The organism is Croceicoccus gelatinilyticus (assembly GCF_018398395.1).
GTDB classification, from domain to species: Bacteria; Pseudomonadota; Alphaproteobacteria; order Sphingomonadales; family Sphingomonadaceae; genus Croceicoccus; species Croceicoccus gelatinilyticus.
On record NZ_JAHCBF010000001.1, the window covers coordinates 341,592 to 364,901 of the forward strand.

Annotated in this window: 19 protein-coding genes; 5 read left to right on the plus strand and 14 right to left on the minus strand. The window is 63.1% G+C overall.

Annotated features, from left to right (window positions below; genetic code table 11):
* Positions 1 to 3: 3 nt before the first annotated feature.
* The gene (locus tag KIH45_RS01875) at positions 4 to 1,224 is read left to right on the plus strand and encodes a glycosyltransferase (protein ID WP_213174290.1); all 1,221 of its coding nucleotides are present in this window, start codon (positions 4 to 6) and stop codon (positions 1,222 to 1,224) included.
* The gene (locus KIH45_RS01880; RefSeq protein WP_213174291.1) at positions 1,214 to 1,981 is read left to right on the plus strand and encodes a glycosyltransferase family 2 protein; all 768 of its coding nucleotides are present in this window, start codon (positions 1,214 to 1,216) and stop codon (positions 1,979 to 1,981) included. The genes KIH45_RS01875 and KIH45_RS01880 overlap by 11 nt, the downstream gene beginning before the upstream one ends.
* 23 nt (positions 1,982 to 2,004) lie before the next feature.
* Here KIH45_RS01880 and KIH45_RS01885 read toward each other — a convergent pair whose 3' ends face one another.
* From KIH45_RS01885 to KIH45_RS01900, 4 genes are read right to left on the minus strand one after another with little or no spacing between them, the layout of a single operon-like run.
* Positions 2,005 to 3,021: a glycosyltransferase family 4 protein gene (locus KIH45_RS01885; protein ID WP_213174292.1), complete on the minus strand. Its 1,017-nt coding sequence runs from the start codon at positions 3,019 to 3,021 to the stop codon at positions 2,005 to 2,007.
* A complete protein-coding gene (locus KIH45_RS01890; RefSeq protein WP_213174293.1) occupies positions 3,018 to 4,061 on the minus strand; it encodes a glycosyltransferase family 4 protein in 1,044 nt (347 codons plus the stop codon). Before KIH45_RS01890 ends, KIH45_RS01885 begins: the two co-directional genes overlap by 4 nt.
* Before the next feature lie 34 nt (positions 4,062 to 4,095).
* Positions 4,096 to 5,760 carry a hypothetical protein gene (locus KIH45_RS01895; RefSeq protein ID WP_213174294.1) on the minus strand — a complete coding sequence of 555 codons (1,665 nt, stop codon included), beginning with the start codon at positions 5,758 to 5,760 and terminating at the stop codon, positions 4,096 to 4,098.
* Positions 5,761 to 5,774: 14 nt separating this feature from the next.
* Positions 5,775 to 6,824, minus strand: coding sequence for a glycosyltransferase family 2 protein (locus KIH45_RS01900; RefSeq protein WP_225899582.1), 1,050 nt, complete (start codon positions 6,822 to 6,824; stop codon positions 5,775 to 5,777).
* A gap of 138 nt (positions 6,825 to 6,962) precedes the next feature.
* Here KIH45_RS01900 and KIH45_RS01905 point away from each other — a divergent pair, with 138 nt between their 5' ends.
* Positions 6,963 to 7,868 (plus strand): DMT family transporter, encoded by a 906-nt coding sequence (locus KIH45_RS01905; protein ID WP_213174295.1) that lies wholly within the window; start codon positions 6,963 to 6,965, stop codon positions 7,866 to 7,868.
* Positions 7,869 to 7,878: 10 nt separating this feature from the next.
* Positions 7,879 to 8,157 (plus strand): HNH endonuclease family protein, encoded by a 279-nt coding sequence (locus KIH45_RS01910; RefSeq protein WP_213174296.1) that lies wholly within the window; start codon positions 7,879 to 7,881, stop codon positions 8,155 to 8,157.
* 77 nt (positions 8,158 to 8,234) lie between these two features.
* On the opposite strand, the gene KIH45_RS01915 is transcribed toward KIH45_RS01910, so the two are convergent.
* The 6 genes from KIH45_RS01915 to KIH45_RS01940 form a co-directional block, all read right to left on the minus strand.
* Positions 8,235 to 8,492, minus strand: a complete 258-nt coding sequence (locus tag KIH45_RS01915; protein ID WP_213174297.1) for an ATP synthase F1 subunit epsilon — start codon at positions 8,490 to 8,492, stop codon at positions 8,235 to 8,237.
* A 2-nt stretch (positions 8,493 to 8,494) separates the two neighbouring features.
* Positions 8,495 to 9,967: a F0F1 ATP synthase subunit beta gene (atpD, locus tag KIH45_RS01920; protein WP_213174298.1), complete on the minus strand. Its 1,473-nt coding sequence runs from the start codon at positions 9,965 to 9,967 to the stop codon at positions 8,495 to 8,497.
* Positions 9,968 to 10,025: 58 nt separating this feature from the next.
* A complete protein-coding gene (locus tag KIH45_RS01925) occupies positions 10,026 to 10,901 on the minus strand; it encodes a F0F1 ATP synthase subunit gamma (RefSeq protein WP_213174299.1) in 876 nt (291 codons plus the stop codon).
* Positions 10,902 to 10,932: 31 nt separating this feature from the next.
* The gene (gene atpA, locus KIH45_RS01930) at positions 10,933 to 12,462 is read right to left on the minus strand and encodes a F0F1 ATP synthase subunit alpha (protein WP_213174300.1); all 1,530 of its coding nucleotides are present in this window, start codon (positions 12,460 to 12,462) and stop codon (positions 10,933 to 10,935) included.
* Between the two features lie 31 nt (positions 12,463 to 12,493).
* Complete coding sequence (locus KIH45_RS01935) at positions 12,494 to 13,048, minus strand: F0F1 ATP synthase subunit delta (RefSeq protein WP_213174301.1); 555 nt, start codon at positions 13,046 to 13,048, stop codon at positions 12,494 to 12,496.
* A gap of 226 nt (positions 13,049 to 13,274) precedes the next feature.
* Positions 13,275 to 14,924: a S1C family serine protease gene (locus tag KIH45_RS01940; RefSeq protein ID WP_225899583.1), complete on the minus strand. Its 1,650-nt coding sequence runs from the start codon at positions 14,922 to 14,924 to the stop codon at positions 13,275 to 13,277.
* 104 nt (positions 14,925 to 15,028) lie between these two features.
* Between KIH45_RS01940 and KIH45_RS01945 the strand changes: the two genes are divergently transcribed.
* Entirely contained in the window at positions 15,029 to 16,072 is a 1,044-nt protein-coding gene (locus KIH45_RS01945) for a bifunctional transcriptional activator/DNA repair enzyme AdaA (protein ID WP_213174303.1), read from the plus strand.
* Here KIH45_RS01945 and KIH45_RS01950 read toward each other — a convergent pair whose 3' ends face one another.
* From KIH45_RS01950 to KIH45_RS01965, 4 genes are all read right to left on the minus strand, one after another.
* Positions 16,073 to 17,674, minus strand: a complete 1,602-nt coding sequence (locus KIH45_RS01950) for a hypothetical protein (RefSeq protein WP_213174304.1) — start codon at positions 17,672 to 17,674, stop codon at positions 16,073 to 16,075.
* 58 nt (positions 17,675 to 17,732) lie between these two features.
* A complete protein-coding gene (locus tag KIH45_RS01955) occupies positions 17,733 to 19,289 on the minus strand; it encodes a cryptochrome/photolyase family protein (protein WP_213174305.1) in 1,557 nt (518 codons plus the stop codon).
* Positions 19,290 to 19,362: 73 nt separating this feature from the next.
* On the minus strand, positions 19,363 to 20,976 hold the full coding sequence (locus tag KIH45_RS01960; protein ID WP_213174306.1) for a tetratricopeptide repeat protein: 1,614 nt from the start codon (positions 20,974 to 20,976) through the stop codon (positions 19,363 to 19,365).
* Between the two features lie 112 nt (positions 20,977 to 21,088).
* Positions 21,089 to 23,254 (minus strand): primosomal protein N', encoded by a 2,166-nt coding sequence (locus tag KIH45_RS01965; RefSeq protein WP_213174307.1) that lies wholly within the window; start codon positions 23,252 to 23,254, stop codon positions 21,089 to 21,091.
* Between the last annotated feature and the right edge of the window lie 56 nt (positions 23,255 to 23,310).

Consider the following 23,310-nt stretch of genomic DNA (forward strand, 5'->3'; position numbering starts at 1 on the left):
TCGGTGCCGAAGGTTCTTCACGTCTGCCAATCGGATCGCATGGGAGGGGCGGCAATCGCTGCCCGTCGCCTAGTTAAAGCACAGCGAGATGCTGGCATCGACGCGCGCATGCTTGTCTTGGCAAAAACCGGTGTTGAGCCTTGGATCGAGCAGGTGGGTCTTCTTGGCAGAATCAAGGCGAGGCTGGCTCGCGTCGTGGCAAAACGAGTGCTGCAGCGGGATAGTTCACCTGCTGCCGGTTCCATGCGGACACTGGCGGTACTATCTACCGGCATTGGGGCCGCCGCCAACGCACTTGGACCGGACATCGTTCATTTGCACTGGCTGGGTGGCGAGGCCATGTCCCTGGCTGAATTTGCGGAGCTGACAGCGCCAGTTGTCTGGACCTGCCATGACCAGTGGGCCTTTTGTGGCGGAGAGCACTACACGCCAGACGACGCTTTCGTGACTGGCTATACCGATCGGAAGCGTGGTGACCTGGATGCCGTTACATTCACTCGCAAGAAACGCCTCTGGTCGAATTTTCGTCCGAGACTTGTCTGTCCAAGCGAATGGATGGCCGGTGAGGCGCAGCGGAGCAAGTTGGCTAAAGACTGGCCGGTAATCACGATTCCGAACACGCTCGATGTTGACGTTTTTTCGCCGGCGGATCGCGATGCTTCGCGCAGATCGTTGAGGCTGCCGGGCGGTAAGATATTGCTTTTCGGTGCGCAGGCGGGGGATGTCGATCCGCGCAAGGGATTTGATCTCCTAGAGATCGCGCTCGAGCAGATCGGTGAGAACCAGAATGTATCGCTAGTGACGTTCGGAGGTGCGGAAAGGCGGCAATCAATGGTCGCTGGGAAGACATGCTACGAGCTGGGGAGGTTGACGGATCAGCATGCGCTTGCGGCGCTTTACAGCGCGGCCGATCTTTTCGTGATTCCCTCCCGCGCTGACAATCTGCCAAACACGATGCTGGAGGCGCAGGCATGTGGACTGCGCTGTGTGGGCTTCGACCTTGGTGGCCTCGGAGATATCGTGACCGACCCGCGGCACGGAAAACTCGTTCCCCCGTTCGACACGGAGGCCTTGGCGCAGGCCATCGTGGGTAACCTTCAAAAATCTGATCGGATGGCGATCCGGCGGGATGCACTCGCCCGTTTCGGACCCGAGAAGGTCGTTGGGGAGCATCTGTATCTCTACCGAACATTGATGGAAGAGACTTGGTCGAATGCTCGATGAACCAGTAATTCCCTCGATTACCGTCGTAACGGCCGCCTACAACGCGATCGACGGGCTTCGCAAAACAACCGCTACCGTTGCCAAGCAGCATTCTGCCATGATCGAACACGTCGTCGTGGACGGTGGCTCGAGCGACGGGAGCCCGGCCTTCCTGGCTTCGCTCTCCTCGTCGGTCATCTATGTCAGCGAACCTGATCAAGGCATAGCCGATGCAATGAACAAAGGCATTGCAATGTCTAGCGGCGAATATGTCCTGATCCTGCAGGCTGGCGACATTCTGGCGCCCGGGACCCAAATCGATACAATAGTAGATGAACTGGACGGTAGCGACATCATCAGCTTCGACGTCCTGGTTACACATGCCGACGGCGACGTTCACTATCGTTCGCACGGGCTAGGTCCGAAGCTGGAAAGGTCGATGTCGGTACCCCACCAAGGCGCATTTGTGCGCCGTGATCTGTACGGGAGAATTGGTGGTTTCGATGCCAGCTACAGGGTTGGTATGGATTATGAATTTATGCTGCGCGCCAAACGCGCTGGGGCCTCCTGCAAGATTGTGAACCGCATCGTGGCAATTATGCCGGCAGACGGGATCAGCGCGCGTAGAGATTGGCCGAGTCTTTCGAGGCGGCTTGCTGAAAACCGGCGGATCCAGTCGCTCCATGCGCGCGGACTGAGGGACCGGATAATGCAGAAGGCATACTGGGCTTTATATCCGTTTTACAAGCGATTGCGTCATCTCGGCGGGGTGAGATGACTTCGCGGATTGCGTGATAGCTTTTACCCACTAAGAGAGGTCGCGCTGCGCGCTACCGTCGTCTCGAAGATGCGTTCCATTTCATCAAGCCAACGGCTCTCACTCAACGCTTCGACAGCACGTTCGCGGGCGGCTTTTCTCATATTCTCCAACTCGCCAGTCCCGGCTGCCTCCAGCATTCGAGAGCAGATGCTTTGGACATCTTCCGATCCATCGATCGGCAGAAAGGCATTTCCCGCACAGACTTCGCTAACAGCGCCGGCCCTTGCCCCGACTACAGGCGTTCCGCACGACAGGGCTTCTGCCGCCGAATAGCCGAAACCTTCCAGCTTCGATGGCATCAGGAGAAAGTCCGCATCCTGATATGCTGAGCGCAGTTCCTCTTTGGAGACACGCCCGCGATAGTCGCCATCGGGATAGGCGAGCCCCGCCTCTCCACCCGACCCTATGCATGTAAATCTGCAGCGATCGCCTAAGGTCGAAACGATCTTGTCGACGATCTCAAAACCTTTGCGACGAGAGGGCTTTCCCACGAACAGGAGGTTTAGCGGATCGTTCACCGAGCGCGCCGATCGGGTTGCAGGGGGTGTAAAATATTGAGTGTCGATGCCGTTGAATACGACATCCACGCCGCTGACTCCAAAGCACGCCTCGATGTCCAGGGCCGTACTTTTGCTTACGGCGACGTTGCGTGCTGATTGCCGCAGGGCGGACGATTCCATGGGCCAGACGAATGCGCGATGAAACAACTTTTGGGCAAACGTTTTGTCTTTTGAGAGCGACGGTGAATGAACGACGTGGTGATAGACTGTCACTATCGGTGCCTTGGCGCGTATCGCAGGAGAGTTCCAGCTATTTGCCAGGACTACGTCGCAGCCTTCTGGCTCCCTAAAGGGAGCCAGCCATGGGAAATATTGAAAGGCATGTGGGGCCAGATCGAGGTGAACATCATGACCTCGCTGCTCAAGTCCTGCTGCAAGCCGCCTGACGTAGACTTCCGCTCCCGTCCTAGTTGTTATGTATGGGAGCCAGATCTTCATGGGTGAATGCCGTAAGCGTCAGTTGTTTCTCGTGCGACGCGATCCCACGAATAAACCTGGCGCGCTGTCTCCACGCTTTGAGTGAGGAAATCAATGCGATCGCCCTTCGCCAAGGCAGTACAATTCATGATTGCCTCGGCCCATGCTTTCGAGTCACCGGCTTCGACGAGGTGGCCTGTCTTTCCCGCGATAATCGCATCGCGCAGTCCGTCGCGGTTTGCAGTAAGGACATAAGCGCCGCACGCCGCCGCTTCGGGTGCCACTAGGCCGAAGCCTTCGTATTCGCCGCTTTGGGTGGCTATATTCGGCACGATCACGCACATCGCATTGCGATAGGCGTCAATCAGGTCCTCGCCGTGCAGGCTGCCGAGGAAATTGACCCGCGGGTGATCGATTGCCGATTGCTCGCCCGTGTCCCAGCCAGTGCCAGCCACGTCCAGAATGACGCCCTCATCTATCAGAGGCAGCACCTCGCGCACGAACCAGCCGCAACCCTTTCGCTCGACCAGACGGCCGACAAACAGGATCCGCCCATTGTGCGACCCATCGGGGGCAGGGCCGGCAAGATCGGTGGCGAGAGGGACAACCACAGACCGGTCCCAACCGGTTTCGCGTAAAACTTCAGATGTCGCATGAGAGTTCGCGATCACAGTCGCCTTGCCCAGCAGTTTTGCGCCGAGCCGGAGATAGGCACCGTAGAGAGCTCCCTTCAGTCCGCCGCGCCGATGGTAGGCAACGTCGGTTCCGTGGGCCGACAAAGCGACCTTGGTACGAACGCCAAGAAGGGCCAGCAAACCGACGGGCCACAGCGCCATATCGCCAACATGCAGGATGTCAGGCGCTATCTTGCGCGAAAGAAAACGGGTCAGGACGCGGAAAGGAAAAGTCAGCAGAGCAATGACACCCGGCGGCATGCCATTGGCTTTGCCGCGGAGAGCAACGACCTCGACGGGTTCGATTGCAGCCAAAGCCTCGGTCAGGCGGAGCGAATAAGTCTCCATGCCGCCGACCGCTGGTGCCCACTTGCGGGTCACGAACATGATGCGTGGTTCGCTGCCGGGCACAGCTATCGCCTCAATACTGCGTGAACATTGCGCCTTCCGGCTCCGGTATGGCCGGAACCGGGAGGTTTACGCCCCAGCGCAAGAGGACCTGCCTTGTCGGATCGCGTTCGACAGTGTGCTCACCGCGGCTTAGCGTGACGACTTCACCCAAGGCGGCCGACTTTCCATCGATTGCCGTGCCTGAACCTTCGACCGTGTAGCGACCGGGCACCAGGACATCGATGGTCTCGAGCCCGCGTCCCGCCTCGACCGTCTTGCCCGCGACGAAGATGCCGCTCCAGTGCGGAATGTAGTTTTCGCGCAGGGCCGCCACGTCTTCGGGCAGCAGCTCTTCCTCACTCGGCATGTCGAGCAGCGCGTGGGCCAGCGTTGCGCTGTTGGCGATCACCATCGGGACGACGTGCGTTTCCATCGCGCGTTTGTAGCGCGGTTTCCCTTGCGCGTAATAGCCGGCAAGGCCCCAACCGGTGGAGAACGTGGGCACGGCGCGATCGAACCGCCCGACCATGCCGCTATTGTCGATGTAGGTCACCGGCTCTGCAAAGATCTCGTAAGCTCCGCGTTCGAGCGCGATCTGGTTCTTCGCAGGCTGGCGATCTTCGTTCAGCAGGACCAGCCCGATGCTGGCGCCGATGACGATCATGACCAGCTTCATGCCGTAACGCTCGACGAACCAGGCCAGGCCCAGCGCGATCACGGGCATGGCAGGGGCCAGCGTGAAGACGAAGTTGTAGGGATAGGAATTGCGATAGATCGCCGCGGTCAGGAATGGCACCATCAGCAGGACGATAGCGACCCGCGCTTCCCACGCCTTTTCTCGGCCAAACCATTGCCACAGGCCGACCCCGATCGCGATCGGTACGTATGGGGCCTTGCCGAGCTGCGAGAGCAGGTATCCGCCTTCGGGAAAGAGCCCGGAACCGAACATCCGGTCGAGGGATGCAAGGGCAAGCCGCTGGAGCGGTGCGGCCTTGGTCAGAATGCCGGTCTCGCCCAGCGGCGAGGCAAGGAACAGCGAGCCCCCGACAAGCGCGGCACCCAGCCCGCAGAATATCGCGAGACGCAAGGGGCGGGCGATCTCGGCATGACGCCACATCAGCGCGCCGAGTATCGGGAAGCCGTAGAACACCGACTTGATGGTGCAGGCCAGCGCAAGGATCAGCAGGGCCGCAGACAGCAGCAACCAGCCAAGGCGCAGCGGCCTTGCCAGTACGACCCACAGTGCGCCCATGCCCAGCGCCGTCGCCAGCGGGTCTGCACGCAGGACCAGCATGTTGGTCATGACATAACCGGCACCGGCATAGGCGAGCACGGTCAGCAGCGCCTGTGGACGCAGTACGAAAGCGCGAGCGCAGCCATAGACCGCAAGCAGGATCGCGATCTCGCACGGCACCACCAGCAAGCGGATGACGCGAATGTCGCTGGTCGCAAGCTCGGTCGTGCCCGGAACCCATGAGAACAGGGGAAGGAACGGCGACTGGAGCAGCGACACATTCTCGCCGCCCGTGTACCGGACGATCTGGCTGAAGTGGAAGAACTCGTCCCAGTTGATCGCACGCGTGAAGATCATCGCGATCTGCAGCGCGACAAGGGCGAGGACCGCGATCAGCGGCCAGGTGCTGCACGCTTCGGTATCGCGTGTGGGCGGGGGAGCAGCGACCGGTTGTGCCGGCATGGCGGCGCTCGCCATCAACGGCCCCGGTGGCTCGTCAGCGAGACGACGTCGGCGCTTTCGCCCTCGTCATGGCCTGGGCGTTCGCCGCCCTTGGCTAGCTGCTCTTCCAGCTTCCGCAGCTTGAAGAGCGTGGCCTCCATCAACTTGCGGTTGGTGGCGATGAGGTCGGCCAGAATGCCCATCACCGCGACCAGCGTGCCCAGCATCAGCAGCGATCCGCCGATGATCAGCGACTGGACATGCCCGTTGCCGTCCCCCGCAAGGTAGAACCACACGAAGCGCATGATCGGCAGCAGGCCGACGAAGGCGAGCATCAGGCCAAGCCCGACGAAAACGCGCAGGGCGTTGTGCGTGGTATAGGCCCGCGTGATGGTGACACCGGTCTGCGAGATAAAGCGCGGGATGGACTTGAACAGGCGCGAGGGGCGCGGTGTGCGGTGCGTGCGCACAGGCACGCTCTTTACCGCCATGCGCTTGCGACCCGCCTGGATCAGCATGTCGGTGGTATAGCTGAACTCGGTCGTGATCGTCAGCTTCTGCGCAGCCTCGCGGCTGATGGCGCGAAAGCCGCTGACGGCATCGGTGATCGTCGTACCCGAAGCGCGGCGCACGACGGCACTGCCGAGGCGCTGGAGACGGCGCTTGAAGGGACCGAAATGCGCATTGTCGGCAACGCCGCGGTCGCCGATCACGATGTCGGCTTCGCCGCGCAGGACCGGCTGGACCAGTTCGGCGATATCCGCGCCTTCGTACTGGCCGTCGGCGTCGGTGTTGACGATGATGTCGGCGCCGGCCTTCAGCGCGGCGTCGATGCCGGTCTGGAATGCGGCGGCAAGCCCGCGGTTGCGGCGGTGGCTGACGACGTGGTGCACGCCCCACTGGCGGGCGACGCCTGCGGTATTGTCGCTGCTGCCGTCGTCGATCACGAGGATCTCGATCTCGTCGATGCCGGGGATCGAACGCGGCAGCGCGGCCAGCGTTTCCGGCAGGTGATCCGCCTCGTTCAGGCAGGGAATCTGGATGATGAGCCGCAAGGTGTTCTCGCCCCCGAAAATTGCGCGCAATCAGAACTCTTGCAGCCGTGATCGGACAATTGCCTTAAGAAATGGCTAACCACGATGGGTCGCAGCTGACTGGAAAGCGCTTTTTCATGGCGCTAGAAGTGGATCGCCCCTTGGCGCTCAACGAAAAGGCACCTTCGCTTGCAATACGACGAACGACGCGGAGTGCTGCTCGCGGTCTTCGGATATGTCCTGCTGTCGCTTGGCGACGGCGTGCTCAAGTCAGTGGCTGGCGCATGGGCGACGACTGCGATCGGGGCCCTGCGCTATGCGATGGGGGCGATCTTTCTTGGTATCGCGCTCTGTTCGCGGGAGGGCATCTTGGGGTTTCGGCCGAAAAGACCATGGGTTCATCTGATGCGCGGGGGCGGGGTGGCGTTGGCGATGGCCTGTTTCGTCACTTCGTTGCGTTTCATGCCGTTGATCGACGCGACGGCGATCGGCTTTACGAGCCCGATCATTACTGCACTGCTTGCCGCGCTGTTCCTGCGCGAGAAGGTTACCCCGATGACCTGGTTCGCGACGTTTCTGGGCTTTGCGGGCGTACTCATCGTGTTGCGGCCCAGCCTGCTGGATCTGGGTTTTCTCGCTCTCCTTCCGCTTTTCGCGGCATTCGGCATGAGCACATTGGTGATCGGAAACCGCATGGCTGCAGGGGAGGGGAGTGCTCTTTCCATGCAGTTTCATGTCGCGGCACCAGCGGCCGTGTTCCTGACGCTGTTCGCTGCGCTCGGGCATTGGTCTGGCGTGACATTCCTGCATGTCGATGGCCTGCCGGGGGCGGATGTCGTTACAGCGGTGCTGATTGTGACGTGCACGGCAACGATGGCCCACTGGCTGATCTATCTTGCCACGACGAAGTCGGACGCCTCGACCGTTGCCCCTTTGACTTACGTGCAGGTCCTCGTTGCCGGGCTCATCGGCTGGATAGTTTTTGAGCATCGTCCCGATCTGGCGGCAATTCTTGGCATCGCGATCATCATTCTTTCGGGGCTGATCGTTTGGAACTCACGCGGGGCCAGGTCGCTGGCGGATGAGGCGGGATGAGCTAGCCAGGATGAGCGAGAGCGTCCACTGCTGGCTGTGTGAGCGGCCGATCGGAAGTCGCTACGAACTGCACCACCCGGTCCCGAAAAGCCGCGGCGGGCGAGAGATCGTGCCGCTGCATCGCATCTGCCACCGTACGCTCCACGCGCGGTTCACGAATGCGGAACTGGCACGGATCGGGGCGGACGTTGCGGCGCTGCGCGCCGATGAAGAGATTGCTCGCTTCATCCGCTGGGTCGCGGACAAGCCGCCCGACTTTCACGCGCCGACCCGTAAGCCTAAACGTTAGAGTCGAATAGCAGAAGGCCCGGCATCCCATGGGGGAGCCGGGCCTTCGGATTTCGGCAGAGCCGTCAGGGTCTGAAATCAGCCCTCGACGTGCTCGGCAAGGACCGTCAGGCCAGCATCGCCGACTTCGGCAAAGCCACCCTGAATCATGATCGTTTCCGGAGCGGCGCCCGCGGTCTTGAAGACCTGCAGCGCGCCGTCGCGGATCGTCGACATGAAGGGCGAGTGCCCTTCAAGCACGCCGAACTCGCCTTCCGACCCGGGGACGACCACCATGTGGACTTCCTCGGAGCGGACTAGCTTGGCTGGCGTGACGAGTTCGAAGTGCAGCGCCATGATCAGGCGTCCTCGGCCAGCTTCTTGGCCTTTTCGATGGCCTCGTCGATGCCGCCCACCATATAGAATGCCGCTTCCGGCAGGTGGTCGTACTCACCGTCGACGACGGCCTTGAACGACTTGATGGTGTCTTCGATCTGCACGAACTTGCCCGGGATGCCGGTGAAGACTTCGGCAACGTGGAACGGCTGCGAAAGGAACTTCTGGATCTTGCGGGCGCGAGCGACGGTGAGCTTATCCTCTTCCGAAAGCTCGTCCATGCCGAGAATGGCGATGATGTCCTGAAGCGACTTGTACTTCTGGAGGGTCTCTTGGACCTTGCGAGCCGTGTCGTAGTGCTCCTGGCCGACGACGCGCGGTTCGAGAACGCGGCTGGTCGAGTCCAGCGGGTCGACCGCCGGGTAGATGCCGAGTTCGGAAATCGCACGGTTCAGCGTGGTCGTCGCGTCAAGGTGAGCGAACGAGGTAGCAGGGGCCGGGTCGGTAAGGTCGTCGGCGGGAACGTAGATGGCTTGGACCGAGGTGATCGAGCCCTTGGTCGTCGAGGTAATGCGTTCCTGCAGCTGGCCCATGTCGGTCGACAGGGTCGGCTGATAGCCCACGGCCGAAGGAATACGGCCGAGGAGCGCCGACACTTCTGCACCTGCCTGCGTGAAGCGGAAGATGTTGTCGACGAAGAACAGGACGTCCTGGCCTTCCTGGTCGCGGAAGTATTCGGCCATCGTCAGACCCGACAGGGCGACGCGGGCACGTGCGCCCGGGGGCTCGTTCATCTGGCCGAAGACGAGAGCAACCTTCGAACCGTCCGAAGTGGCGTTGCCGTCGGCGTCCTTGGCGATAACGCCTGCGTCGAGGAACTCGTGGTAAAGGTCGTTACCTTCGCGGGTGCGTTCACCAACGCCTGCGAACACGGACACGCCGCCGTGGCCCTTCGCGATGTTGTTGATCAGTTCCTGGATGAGAACGGTCTTACCGACGCCGGCGCCGCCGAACAGGCCGATCTTGCCGCCCTTTGCGTAAGGCGCGAGAAGGTCGATGACCTTGATGCCCGTGACGAGGATGGCGGCTTCGGTCGACTGGTCGATGAATTCCGGTGCCTCGGCGTGGATCGGTGCGGTCATGTCCGCGCCGACGGGGCCCATTTCGTCGATCGGCTCGCCGACGACGTTCATGATGCGGCCAAGGGTCTTGGGACCGACGGGGACCGAGATCTGCGAGCCGGTGTTGCGCACGGCCTGGCCGCGGGTCAGACCGTCGGTGCCGTCCATCGCGATGGTACGGACAGTGTTTTCACCGAGGTGCTGCGCGACTTCGAGAACGAGCGTGTTGTCGCCGTTCTGCGTTTCGAGCGCGGTAAGGATCGCGGGCAGTTCGCCTTCGAAGGTCACGTCGACGACGGCGCCGATGACCTGGCTGATCTTGCCCTGGGCGGGAATGTTGCTGGTGCTGTCGAGCACGGGTGCTGCGGTGGCCATGGTTGTTTCCTTGCCTGTATCTTACAGCGCTTCTGCGCCGAAGGTCCTTCGGTTGATGCTACAGCGCTTCCGCGCCAGCAATAATTTCAACGAGTTCGGTGGTGATCGCGGCCTGGCGGCTGCGGTTGTACTGGATGGTCAGCTTCTGGATCAGGTCGCCCGCATTGCGCGTCGCGTTGTCCATCGCGGTCATCGATGCGCCCTGTTCGGAGGCCGCGATTTCCAGCAGAGCGCCGAAAACCTGCGTCTTCACATAGCGGGGCAGCAGTTCCTCGAGGATTTCCTCTTCGCCCGGTTCATATTCCACGACCGCGCCGGCATCATCCGACGGGGCCGTTTCGGGAGCGGGGACGGGGACGATCTGCTGAACCGTCGGGTCCTGCGCCAGGGCCGACTTGAAAACCGGATAGACGAGGTGGGCGACGTCGAACTTGCCGTCTTCGAACATGCCGATGACTTCCGACGCGATCTGCTCGGCCTCTTCGAAGCCGGGTTCACGCACCTGCGAGGTGTCGAACTGGTTGCCGATCCGCTCGGGGAAGTTGCGCTTCAGCGGCGCACGACCCTTGCGGCCGACGAGGTACAGTTCGACGTCCTTGCCGTCGGCGATCAGCTGACGGGCCTTCTGGCTGGCAGCACGAACGATGTTCGCGTTGAGACCGCCGCACAGGCCCTTGTCAGTGTTGACGACGACGAGCATGTGGCGCTGGTCAGAGCCGGTGCCGGCCAGCAGCTTGGGGGCGTTGTCGCCGCCCACCTTGCTGGCAAGGCTGGCCATGACCGAGGTCAGACGCTCGGCATAGGGGCGGGCGGCTTCGGCCCGCGCCTGTGCCTTGCGCAGCTTGGCCGCGGCGACCATCTGCTTGGCCTTCGTGATCTTCTGGGTCGACTTGACCGAGGTGATCCGGCCCTTGAGTTCTTTCAAAGAGGCCATGACGGCTCCCTAGTTAAGTGTCTCGCGGGGTTCAGGCGAACTGCTTGGCGAACTTGTCGAGTGCGGCGACGGTCTTGTCCTTCGTCTCACCCTCGAACTTCTGCGTCGAGCGGATGTCACCGAGGACATCGGCATGCTCCGAACGCATGTAGCTCAGCATCTCGGCTTCGTAGCGGGTTACGGCGTCGACGGCGATGCTGTCGAGGTAGCCGTTGGTGCCGGCGAAGATCGAGACGACCTGTTCCTCGAACGGCAGCGGCGAGAACTGCGGCTGCTTGAGGAGTTCGGTCAGGCGCGCACCGCGGTTCAGCAGCTTCTGCGTTGCGGCGTCGAGGTCCGAGCCGAACTGCGCGAAGGCAGCCATTTCGCGGTACTGGGCAAGCTCCAGCTTGATCGAGCCGGCGACCTTCTTCATCGCCTTCGTCTGGGCCGAGCCGCCGACGCGCGAAACCGAGAGGCCGACGTTAATTGCCGGACGCACGCCCTGGTAGAACAGGCCGGTTTCGAGGAAGATCTGGCCGTCGGTGATCGAGATCACATTGGTCGGAATGTAGGCCGACACGTCGCCTGCCTGCGTTTCGATGATCGGGAGAGCGGTCAGCGAGCCTGCGCCGTTTTCCTCGTTCAGCTTTGCCGCACGCTCGAGCAGGCGGCTGTGCAGGTAGAAAACGTCGCCCGGGTAAGCTTCGCGGCCCGGCGGGCGGCGGAGGAGGAGCGACATCTGGCGGTAGGCGACGGCCTGCTTGGAAAGGTCGTCGTAAACGATGACGGCGTGCATGCCGTTGTCGCGGAAGAATTCGCCCATCGCGGCGCCGGTGTAGGGCGCGAGGTACTGCAGCGGAGCGGGCTCCGAAGCGGTTGCGGCGACGACGATCGAGTACTCCATCGCGCCGTTTTCTTCGAGCTGACGCACGATCTGCGCGACGGTCGAACGCTTCTGGCCGACGGCGACGTAGATGCAGTAGAGCTTCTTGCCCTCGTCGTCGCCCTGGTTGACTTCCTTCTGGTTGATGAAGGTGTCGATGGCGACGGCGGTCTTGCCGGTCTGACGGTCACCGATGATCAGCTCGCGCTGACCGCGGCCGATCGGAACCAGTGCGTCGATGGCCTTGAGGCCGGTCTGGACGGGTTCGTGAACCGATTTGCGCGGGATGATGCCCGGAGCCTTCGTTTCGACGCGGGCGCGGGTGACGTCGGTCAGCGGGCCCTTGCCGTCGATCGGGTTGCCGAGCGAGTCGACCACGCGGCCCAGCAGGCCCTTGCCGACGGGAACGTCGACGATGGTGCCGGTACGCTTGACCTGGTCGCCTTCCTTGATGGTGGCGTCCGAACCGAAGATCACGGCACCGACGTTGTCGGCTTCGAGGTTCAGGGCCATGCCCTGGATGCCGCCGGTGAATTCGACCATCTCGCCGGCCTGGACCTTGTCGAGGCCGTGGATGCGGGCGATGCCGTCACCGACCGACAGCACGCTGCCGACTTCGCTGACCTGGGCCTCGGTGCCGAAATTGGCGATCTGGTCCTTGATGACCTTCGAGATTTCTGCGGCGCGGATATCCATTTAAATAGCCTTTCGTCGAAGCCTTGCGGGCTTAGCCCTTCATCGCCTGGGCGAGAGAATTGATACGGGTGCGGATCGAACCGTCGATCTGCTGCGAGCCGATCTTGACGACCAGCCCACCGAGGATCGCGGGATCGACCGTGGTACGGACCTTGACGTCGCGTCCCTCGCGAGCGGTGAGCTTCGCGGTGAGAGCGGCGATCTGGGTATCGTTGAGCGCGTGGGCACTGGTGACTTCGGCAGTCACTTCGCCGCGCTGTGCAGCGGCGATGGCGTTGAACGCGCGGATCATGTCGGGAAGAGCGGCAAGGCGGCGGTTTTCCGCCAGCGTGCCGAGGAACTTGCGGGTCAGGTCCGAAGTGCCAAGGTGCTTCGCGACGGCGTCGATCGCCTCGCCCGCTGCCTTGCGCGAGATTTCAGGGTCGGTCAGCAGGGCCGACAGGTCGTCCGATGCCGTGATGGCCTGGCGCAGGTTGTCGAGGTCGCCCTCAACCGCCGTCACCTGGTTCTGGTCGACCGCAAGGTCGAACAGGGCCGCTGCATAGCGTCCTGCGAGACTGGCCGTAATGCCGCCGGAAATATCCACGCGAGTCACTTCCCTCTTCGTTATCGCGAACCACCTGACGAATCGCGCCGTGGCCGGATGGCCTTGCAGATTCGCAATCTGGCGGGTGAGCCAGACAGGGGTATCTTCTCGGCGGCGCGCCTAGCAACGAAACCCGCAAATGACAACTACGCTTATCGGCTAATATTCCACCGGTGCGATATCGCCCATCGGGTGGGACTGAATCGCTTCGCTCCAGACAGGCGTTTCAGCCTTCCGAGCCCGCGGTTTTCTTGGCCGCCGCCGCGTTCGCCGCGCTGTCGTTCGGGGCCGGTTCGCACGAATAGACAAGACGTTCGTTCGGCATCTTTGGCAAAAGCGCACGGATCGCCTGTTGCGCGTCGCCCAGTTCGCGCGCTGCATCTTCGCCCGCACCGCAGGCCGGGGCCTGGAAGTCGGCCCGTGCTTTGCGCGCTGCGTCCATCGTTTGCAGATCAACGAGATAGCGGTCGACGCTATAGACGCGGCCCTGCGGGTCATAGCGGTTGAGCGAGACCGTCTGATCGCCGCCATTGATCGAGATGCGGGTCCAGTCGCCGTCCATCAGGCCGTACTGCGTCTTTTCGTTGACGCATCCGTCTGGCGACCAATCGAGACGGACTTCATTCGTGCTCGATACCGTCACGCGGCTGCGTTCGGGGCGGAACCGGCAAACGAAGCGCCCCTTGTCGACCAGCGAATCCGGCGGCGTGACTTCGGGCACTTCGGCCATGGCGGCGCGTTCGGCCTGCGCTGCGCGTTCCACGATGTCGTCGACACTGGGGCGCGAGAACCACGCGGCCAGCGCGCCGACCAGGCACAGAAGCGCGAAGACCGCACTGGCCATGCCCTGTTCCTGTTCCTGCCGGGCATAGAACCGCATCGAAACCGCCGCGCCGAGCACCATGAGCGCAAGCATGAGGCCGGCGAGCGCCATCAGCGTTTCGCGATCGTCGATGGTTTCAAGTTCGGCGCGGCGCGATGCACGCTCGGCCTTGAACCGGCGTTCGGCTGCGGCAGCTTCCAGTCGCGCCTGCTGTGCCGCGGATTCGCGAAGGGCGCGGGCGCTCTCGTCGGCGTCGAAAGCGGCGAGGCTTTGGCAGGGCAGGGCATTGGTATGCGCCGAAACGCCTGCCTTGCGCAGGAACGGCGCCAGCTCGCGCATGGAGACCGCGAAGTAGAACTCCGAATCGGAGCCGTTGTCGCTGATCGTGCCAAAGCTGTTCACGCCGACGACGCGGCCACAGGCATCGAGCAGCGGGCCGCCCGAGTTACCCGTTCCGATCGGCGCGGTGTGGAGCAGCGTGTCGAACTGGCTGGAACTGCGTCCGCCCGAAACCTGTCCGCGCGACTTTACCGGGGCCTGCGGCGAGACGAGCCCGTTGAGGCCGAGGCCCAGTGCCTCATCGACATTGGCGGGATAGCCGACTGCAAAAACGTCCGCCCCGTCCTCGACCGCGCCGGTATAAAGCGTGGCGACCGGCAGGCTGGCGTCTTCGGTCAGTTCGATCAGGGCGAGGTCCACATCGCTCGACACCCTCACGATTCGCGCGAAATAGCCGGTGCGGCCCTGCGCGGGCACGACGCCAAGGCGCAGACGATCATCCTCCAGCAACGGGGCAAGGACGTGGGCGTTGGTGACGATGAGCTTCGAGGTGACGGCAAAGCCGGTGCCGTGGCCGATGACATCGTAGCCCGACGAATCGCGCAGGACGATGACAACGCGCACGACACTGCGCGCAGCGGCGTTGATATCGGCGCTGTCGGCGCGGGCGGGGGAGGGCGCAGCAAGGTTCATCGTGCAGGCGAGCAGCAGCGCGCACAGCACGAGGCGAATGGCCTGCAAGGCCTTGGCGGGGTGGGGGAACCGCGAACCCATAGGCGCGCTGTTACCCGATCCAGCGCGCGATGGCAGGGGGATTATATCTTTTGCCCGCAGGTTTCGGGATGCGCGTTGCATCGCTGCCGCGTTAAGAGGGTGTCATGACGACTACCGCGGACACTTTGCCGGTTGATAGGGCCGAAGCGCTCGACGCCTTCGAACGGCGCGATCGTGCCTATGACGGGCGCTTCGTGGTCTGCGTGACGACGACGCAGATCTACTGCCGCCCGTCATGCCCCGCACGGCGCCCGCGGCCCGAGAACGTGCGGCTCGCTGCGTCGAACCTTGCTGCCGAGGCGATGGGGTTCCGCCCGTGCCTGCGCTGCAAGCCGGACGAGGCGGCGCGCGATTCGCAGGCGGTGGAACAGGCCATCGCGCTGATCCGCAATGCGGGTGAGCGATTGGCTCTGGCCGACCTTGCCGCAGCGGTGGGGTACTCGCCCGATCACTTCTCCCGCGTGTTTTCGCGCACCACCGGCATGACGCCAGCCGCCTATGGCAGGGCGCTCCGGCTGGAGAAGGCGCAGGAAGCGCTTGGAAGCGGCGATGTAACTGGCGCGATCAACGAGGCGGGTTATGGCGCGGCATCGCGGTTCTACGAAAAGGCGAAAGAGAGAATGGGCATGGCACCTTCGGCATGGGCCGACGGCGGGAAGGGCGTGACGATCCGCTGGGCAGTGGCCGAAACGAGCCTTGGCCCGATGCTCGCCGCAGCGACCGACAAGGGGGTCTGCCGCCTGTCCTTCGATGAAGGCGAGGCGGACTTGCGCGCCCGTTTTCCCAAGGCCGACCTAGTCGAGGGCGGGGCCGGTTTCGCCGACCTTATCGCGCGCGTCGTTGCTGCCGTCGAACAACCGGGTGCGGCGACCGACATCCCGCTCGACGTTCAGGGCACCGCGTTCCAGGAGCGGATCTGGGCCGAATTGCGCAAGATTCCGGCAGGCGAGACGAGGACTTACGCCCAGCTGGCCGCCGCGGCCGGAAACCCCAAAGCCGTTCGCGCGGCGGGCAGCGCCAACGGGGCGAACAACGTCGCGGTCCTGATCCCGTGTCACCGCGTGATCCGGTCCGACGGTTCGATCGGCGGCTATGCCTATGGCGAGGCGATCAAGCGCGAGCTGCTGAAGCGCGAAAGCGGGGGCTGATCAGCCTTCGTCCGCGGGCAGCCCCGCCATCTCGCGGATGTCTTTCAAAAGCTTGCGGTCCGTCGTCCATGCGTGGGGCGAATAGGCCGAAATCTTGGCAATCGCGATCGCAGGCTCGAACTGGCCGAGTTTCGCCATGTCGAGGGCCAGCGCGTTGCGTATCTTCTTGCTTTCGGGCGCGAGGACATAGGCCTTGCGCAGACCCATGTGCGCGACTTCGGGCATGGCGTCGCCGGATTCGAGATAGGCCTTGTGCCAAAGGTAGAGTGGCAGCGGGTCTTCCGGCGCAAGGCGATTGGCTTTCACGAGATAACCGCGCGCCTCGCGCCACAGGTCATCCTCGCCCGTGGCGGCCTTGTGCATCAGGATCTCGCCCTTCAGTGCATTGGCGCGCGCATGGTCTGGCGCGGCTGCCAGGACGAGGTCCACTTCGCGTTCCGCATCGGCAAAGGCCTGCGCCTGCTCTGCGCGCAGGCGGGGCTCTTCGTCGAGGTCATATTCCTTCAGGTTGTAGGCGATCGCTTTTTCGAGGCCCTCCCTCTTCTTTGAGCCGGGCTCCTCCTCGGTCAAGGTGCGGCGCAGTTCCTCGACATAGTCGTAGATGGAATCGATGAAGGTCGCGTCATCGTGGTGCGCCTTGGCGAGAGCGAAATGCACGCGCGGCTCGTTCGGATACTTTGCCTCGAGCTTCTTCAGCAGCCGGATCGGCTCGTCCTGCAGGCCCTCCGACCGGCGCAAAAGGTCGATCGAGATAAGTTCTTGCTCGACCGGATCGGGCACCGAAGTGGTGATCTTCGGCGCGGGCATGTCGGCGATGTCGATGATGCTGAATTGCAGCTTGCCCTTGCCATACTGCCCGACCGCGTAAGTCAGGTGGTCAAGATCGCCCAGCGACTGAGCCGCTTCTTTCAGCGACTTTCCGTTTCGGAAATCGTCGAGATAGCGGGCGAGCCTTTGTGCATAGGCCGGGTCCGATTGCAGCATGTGGAGCAGCAGCCAGCCGCGCGAATAGGAGGAGGAGTCTCCCCGCTCGGCCAGCAGGAAATCGGCGACCGAATCGCGGTCGTAGTACTGCAGGCTCTCGGTCCGGTGGTTGGCGGGGCGACCGATCTCGATCGTGTCGTCCTCGATCACGGTGGTCGAGTAGAATTCCGCGAAGGCTTCGGAATACCATGCAGGGACCGCACTGTTGAAGTTGCGGTACATGAAATGGTGCGCATACTCGTGATAGAGGATGGAGTTGCCGTTCAGGTAATAGCCGGTCTTGATCCGCGAATTCTGGCCCACGGCGTAAGTGCCGTATTCGTTCGCGGTGTAGAACCCGCCGACCCCGCGCCACGAAAGCTTTTGTACATCGCGATAACTGTCGACGAGGTAGATCGTCGGGCGGTTCGGATTGCCAGACTGTTCGATCCCGTGAAGCTGGTGCAGCAGCGCGTCGTAGAGTTCGAGCTCGCGCGCAAAGGCCCGGACGCGGTCTTCCTTGCCTTCGGAGTAGATGACGAAATTCTCGGTCTCTGCCTTGTGCCATTCGGCAGCGGCAGGTGAAGCGAGGCCAAGCGCGGCCGTCGCCGCGAGAAGAAATCCCTGAATTTGATGCATTTTTGCGACCCTCAATTCCCTCGGGACATCTTGCCGATCAGGCCCAGGGGATCAAGAACTAGTCGCGCGCCCATCCACCGCTGGCTGGTTTCAGGCCGTCCAGCACCGCCTTCGCGCTGTCGAGATAGGCTTGCTGCTTGTCGGGCTTCATCCGGTCCCACGTCGCATAGGCCCGCCCGATGCGGTGGTTCGATTCCAGCACCTTGCGATTGCGGATAAGGAAGTCCCAGTAGAGCGGGTTGAACGGGCATGCGCCTTCGCCGGTTTTCTTCGAAACCGAGTAGGCGCAGTCGCCGCAGTAATTGCTCATCTTGTTGATGTAGTTGCCGCTCGCCGCATAGGGCTTGGAGGCAAGGCGACCCTTGTCTGCCCATAGCGCCATGGCCGCGACGTTGGGCAATTCGACCCATTCGTAAGCATCGGCATAGACGACGAGGAACCAGTCCTCGACCTCTTGGGGCCTTACACCTGCGATCAGCGCGAAATTGCCCAGCACCATCAGCCGCTGGATGTGATGCGCGTGCGAGTTGTCGCGGGTGGATCGCACGCAGTCGGCCATACAGCGCATCTCTGTCTCACCGGTCCAGAAGAACTCGGGCAGGGGGCGCGTGGCATTCAGCGCATTGGCCTCTGCCAGTTCGGGCATCTCCAGCCAGTACATGCCGCGGATATATTCGCGCCAGCCGATGATCTGTCGGATGAAGCCCTCGACCGCGTTGATCGGGGCCTTGCCATCGCGGAACGCCTGCTCGGCGCGGCGGCAGCATTCGACCGGGTCCAGAATGCCGAGGTTGATCGAGGTCGAAAGCAGCGAATGGAACAGGTCGTCGGACCCGTGGACCATCGCGTCCTGATAGGTGCCGAAGTCGGGCAAGCGCTGTGTAATGAAAGCATCCAGCGCCGCTTCCGCCTGATCCGACGTTACCGGCCAGCAGAACTTGTCGAGGCTGCCGAAGTGGTCGGCGAAACGGCGCTCGACCATCCCGATGACTTCGCAGGTCACATCGTCGGGTGCGAATTTGGGCGCGGGCGGCGGGTCCATGTCCTTGTCGGGCGAGGCGCGGTTGTCGTGGTCGTAGTTCCACTGGCCGCCTTCGGGTTCGTCTCCGTCCATCAGCAGGCCGGTCTTGCGCCGCATCTCGCGGTAGAAGTTCTCCATCCGCAGCGTGTCGCGCGATTGCGCCCATGTATAGAATTCGTTGAGCGAACAGACGAAACGGTCGTCTGGCAGGATCTCGAGTGGGACCGGCAGCGGTCCTTTCAGCCCCTCCAGCGCTTTCAGCACGCGCCACTCGCCCGGCTCAACCACGCGGACTTCGCTGGCGCCGTGACGGTCGACGGCGCGGGAAATCTCGCTGGTGAAAGATCCGGAATTGCCGTCGTCTTCCAGAGCTATGTAATCGACCGTCCAGCCCGCCTTGCGCAGTTCGGCGGCGAAGTGGCGCATGGCCGACAGGATCAGGACGATCTTGGTCTTGTGGTGTTTGACGTAAGTCGTCTCGTCCGCGACCTCCATCATCAGGATGACCGTGTCCTTTTTCGTCCGCCCTCTCAGGCTGGCAAGGTCACGGGTCAGCTGATCGCCAAGGACGGGTACAAGAACGGGGCCGGGCATGACCTTGGCAACGCACGAGCGTGCCCAAGGTGTCCCGGCCCCGTCAAAGGGCGTTCAGTATGCTGTCAGCGGATCAGGTTTCCTTGGCCTTCTTTTCGGCCTCGTCCATGATCTCGATGAGCTTGTCGCGCGCTTCCTCGGTCTTCTGCTCGTCGATCAGGTCGATGACCTGGCCCAGCTTGTTGTTTTCTTGGTCGCCGTGGAAGCTGAAGGCGATCGGGGCCAGCACCGTCTTGGCAAGCGGGCCCTTCAGTTCGATCAGCAGCTGGCGGGCAAGGATCATGCGGTACGTCGCATCGAAAGCGGCATCCTCGAACACCGATTCCAGCGCGATGATCGCGTTCTCGCTAGGTGCTTCGCCGGCGCGGCGATAGGTCTCGTAATAGAGGATCAGCGGTTCCGGGTTCTGCGGATCGAGATCGGTTGCCTTGGCCAGCGGTGCGCGGGCATCGGCGTACATAGCCATGTCCTTCGCCTCGTACTCGGCACGGCCCATGATCGACTTGGCCTTGAACAGCCACGCCTGCGACGAGTTCGGATCGATCGCGAGCGCGCGTTCAACGGCGCGGTCGGCATCGTCATAGCGGCGCGCGTCGACGAACGCTTCGGCAGCGGCAAGCTGCACGAAAAGGCTGTTCGGGAACTCGGCGGCCTTGGCCTCGATGCTGTTGGCGACGTCCTTGGCGTCTTTCTGGTCCACGCCGCGCTTTGAACGCATGTAGAGGTTCATTACCGATTCTTCCGCATCGGTCAGCTCGCGCATCGCGACGGCGGGGGCGACATAGTCCGCAGGCTTGATGTCGAAGCCCGGCAGCTTGCCCAGCTTGGCCTGGCGCTTGTACGAATCGACCTCGTCCTGAAGCTTGTCGAGATCGCCGAATGCAGCCTTTGCCGCGGTCAGGCCGTCCTGCCCTTCGCCGATGGCCTTCAGGTACTGGAACAGCTGCGGACGACGCTCTGCATTGAAGCTGAGATAGTGGGCGACCATCCAGCCGGTGCCATAGAACTGGAACCGGTCGAGGCCGGAACGTTCGTGGTTCTGGTCGAACATCTGCTTCAGCGGGAAGCTGCGCATGTTGTAGATCTGGAAGGAACGGTACTGCGGCGGATTGCCGAGATGGAAGGTGCCGTCCTCGTAAAGCTCGATCGTGGCGTAAAGCTCGGCGAATGCCTCGATATACCAATCCGGGTAGGTCGCCGGGAACGTCTGCAGCATGAAGTGGTGGACATATTCATGCTGAAGAATGGAGCGCGGATCCAGTTCCGCCTCGGAATTGCGGGCGCGCTGACGGATCGAGCGGATGTCAGCGATGTTTTCCTGCACCGGCGTGAAGGCGACAGGAGCACCTGCGCGCGGGATGTAGAAGCCCGCTACGCCCGAACCGGGCGCACCGGCCAGCTTGGCGATGCCAGATACGCGGCCTTCGCGGAAGATCGTGACCTTGTTCGCGTCGCTCAGCTCCTCTTCCGGCTTGACCGGAAGTGCCTGAATCGTGCGCAGCGCGTTGTCGAAGCGTTCAAGCTCGCGGGCGAATTCCTCGGTATCTTCCTTCGAATCCTCGGAATAGATGATGAAGTGATCGGTTTCGGCCTTCCACCATTCGGCATGCGCAGGCGATGCGGCCAGCGCGGCGATGGCGGCCGTTGCGGCCAGAGTGTTGCGAATACGACCCAGAACTTTGCTCATGAACCCCTCTCTAGGCCCGCCGGTCCCTTCCGGCCAAAGCCTACCCACGTTGCACAAATCCCCTTGTCGCCGGGCCATGGCCCAAGTGCCCTGTACCGGCGATGAAGCGATTTCATACGAAACTGTATGGATCGATGTCGACCCCTATGCGCACCCCCGGTGCAAACTCCATCGGATCGAGCCATTCGCGGATCGTCTGCTGCAGCGCCGCGCTGCGCCGCGCATTGATGAGAAGGCGATAGCGATAGCGCCCGCGCAGCAGCGATAGCGGGGCGGGCGCGGGCCCGAATACAGCAAGATCGTCAAGACGCGGCGCGGCGCGGCCGATGTTCTGCGCAGCCTCGCGCGCTTCGGCCTCGTCCTCGCTCGACACGATGATCGCGGCCCAGCGTCCGAACGGCGGCGCACCTGCGTGGCGGCGGGCGTCGGTTTCGGCGGCATAGAAGGCATCGCGGTCGCCCGCGGCCAGTGCGGCGATGACGGCCGCATCGGGATGGCGCGTCTGGATCAGGACTTCGCCGGGTTTGGAGGCACGGCCCGCGCGGCCCGCGACTTGCGCGATCTGCTGATAGCTGCGTTCCGCCGCGCGCAAGTCGCCGCCCTCGAGCCCGAGATCGGCATCGACCACGCCGACCAGCGTCAGTTCGGGGAAGTGATAGCCCTTGGTGACAAGCTGGGTCCCCACGATCACGTCGATCGCCCCGCTTTCGGCTGCATCGACGAAGGCGGCGATCTTTTCGGGGTTCGAAAGGGTGTCGCTGGTGACTACGGCAGTGCGCGCATCGGGAAAGATCTGCGCGACTTCGTCCGCGATGCGTTCGACGCCGGGGCCGCAGGCGGTCAGGCAGTCGGCCTCGCCGCATTCGGGGCACTGCGAGGGCGAGGGGACTTCATGGCCGCAGTGGTGGCAGGCCAGCCGCTTCGACAGGCGGTGCTCGACCAGCCAGGCCGAACAGTTGGGGCACTGGAAGCGGAACCCGCAATTGCGGCACAGCGTCAGCGGGGCATAGCCGCGCCGGTTCAGGAACAGCAGTGACTGCTCGCCGCGCTCCAGCCGTTCCTCGATCCCCGCCACCAGCGGAGGGGCCAGCCAGCGCCCGCGCGGAGGGACCTGTTCGCGAAGGTCAACGACCGCGATTTCGGGCAGCGATGCCTCGCCAAAGCGGCTGGGCAGGTCGACTTTCTCGTAGATACCCGCCTCGGCCATCTGCAGGCTTTCGAGCGCAGGCGTGGCCGATGCCAGCACGACCGGGATCTGTTCGAACCGCCCGCGCATGACGGCCACGTCGCGGGCGTTGTAGCGCACGCCGTCGTCTTGCTTGAAGCTGACCTCGTGCGCTTCGTCGACGATGATGAGGCCAAGGTTCGCATAAGGCAGGAACAGCGCCGATCTTGCGCCCACCACGACTTGCGCGCCGCCTTCGGCCACTTGCCGCCATGCGCGGCGGCGTTCGGATTGCTTCTGGCTTGAATGCCAGACGACGGGCGGCACGCCGAAGCGGCTTTCGAAGCGCTTGAGGAAATTCTCGGTCAGCGCGATTTCGGGCAGCAGGACCAGCACCTGCCGCCCCATGCGCAGCGCCTCGGCCACGGCTTCGAAATATGTCTCGGTCTTGCCCGAACCGGTCACCCCATCGAGCAGGAAAGGCGCGAACTTGCGCGCCTTCACCGCATCCACGAAACGGTCCGCAGCGCCCGTCTGCAGGTCCGAGAGGGTCGGTACCGCGTGGTCGGGATCGGCAGGGGGATAGGCGCGGTCGATATCGACGACGACAGGCTCCATCACGCCTGTATTGACCAGCCCGCGCAGCACGGCCTCGGACACGCCAGCAAGGTCCGCCAGTTCGCGGATCGTGCCCTGCTCGCCGTCCAGCGCCGAGATCGCCGCATCGCGCTGCGGGGTGAGGCGGGAAGGCATCACACCGGTCAGCCGGTATTCGGTGATCGTGCCCCCGCCGCGCAGCGCAGCGCTCGACGACAGGCTCATGCGCGCAACGCTTGCCATCGCGGCGCAGTAGTAGTCCGCCGTCCACTCGATCAGCCGACGCAAGGGGGCGGGCAGCGGCGGTACCGGCAGGACATCGAGGATTGGCCGCAGCCGCGCATCCGGAACTTCGGTGCCCGGCAACCGTTCGCTTTCCCAAGCAATCCCGAGCACTTGCCTCGGCCCAAGCGGCGCTACGACGACGCTGCCGGGTTCGACGTGCAGGTCATCGGGCACGCGATAGTCGAGCGGGCCGAGCGCTGCATTGAGTACGAGGAGTCGGACACGGTTCATGAGGTGCCTTCTATATGGGCGCTGCCGTGGCTTGCGACACCCCGGCGCGTCCCGCC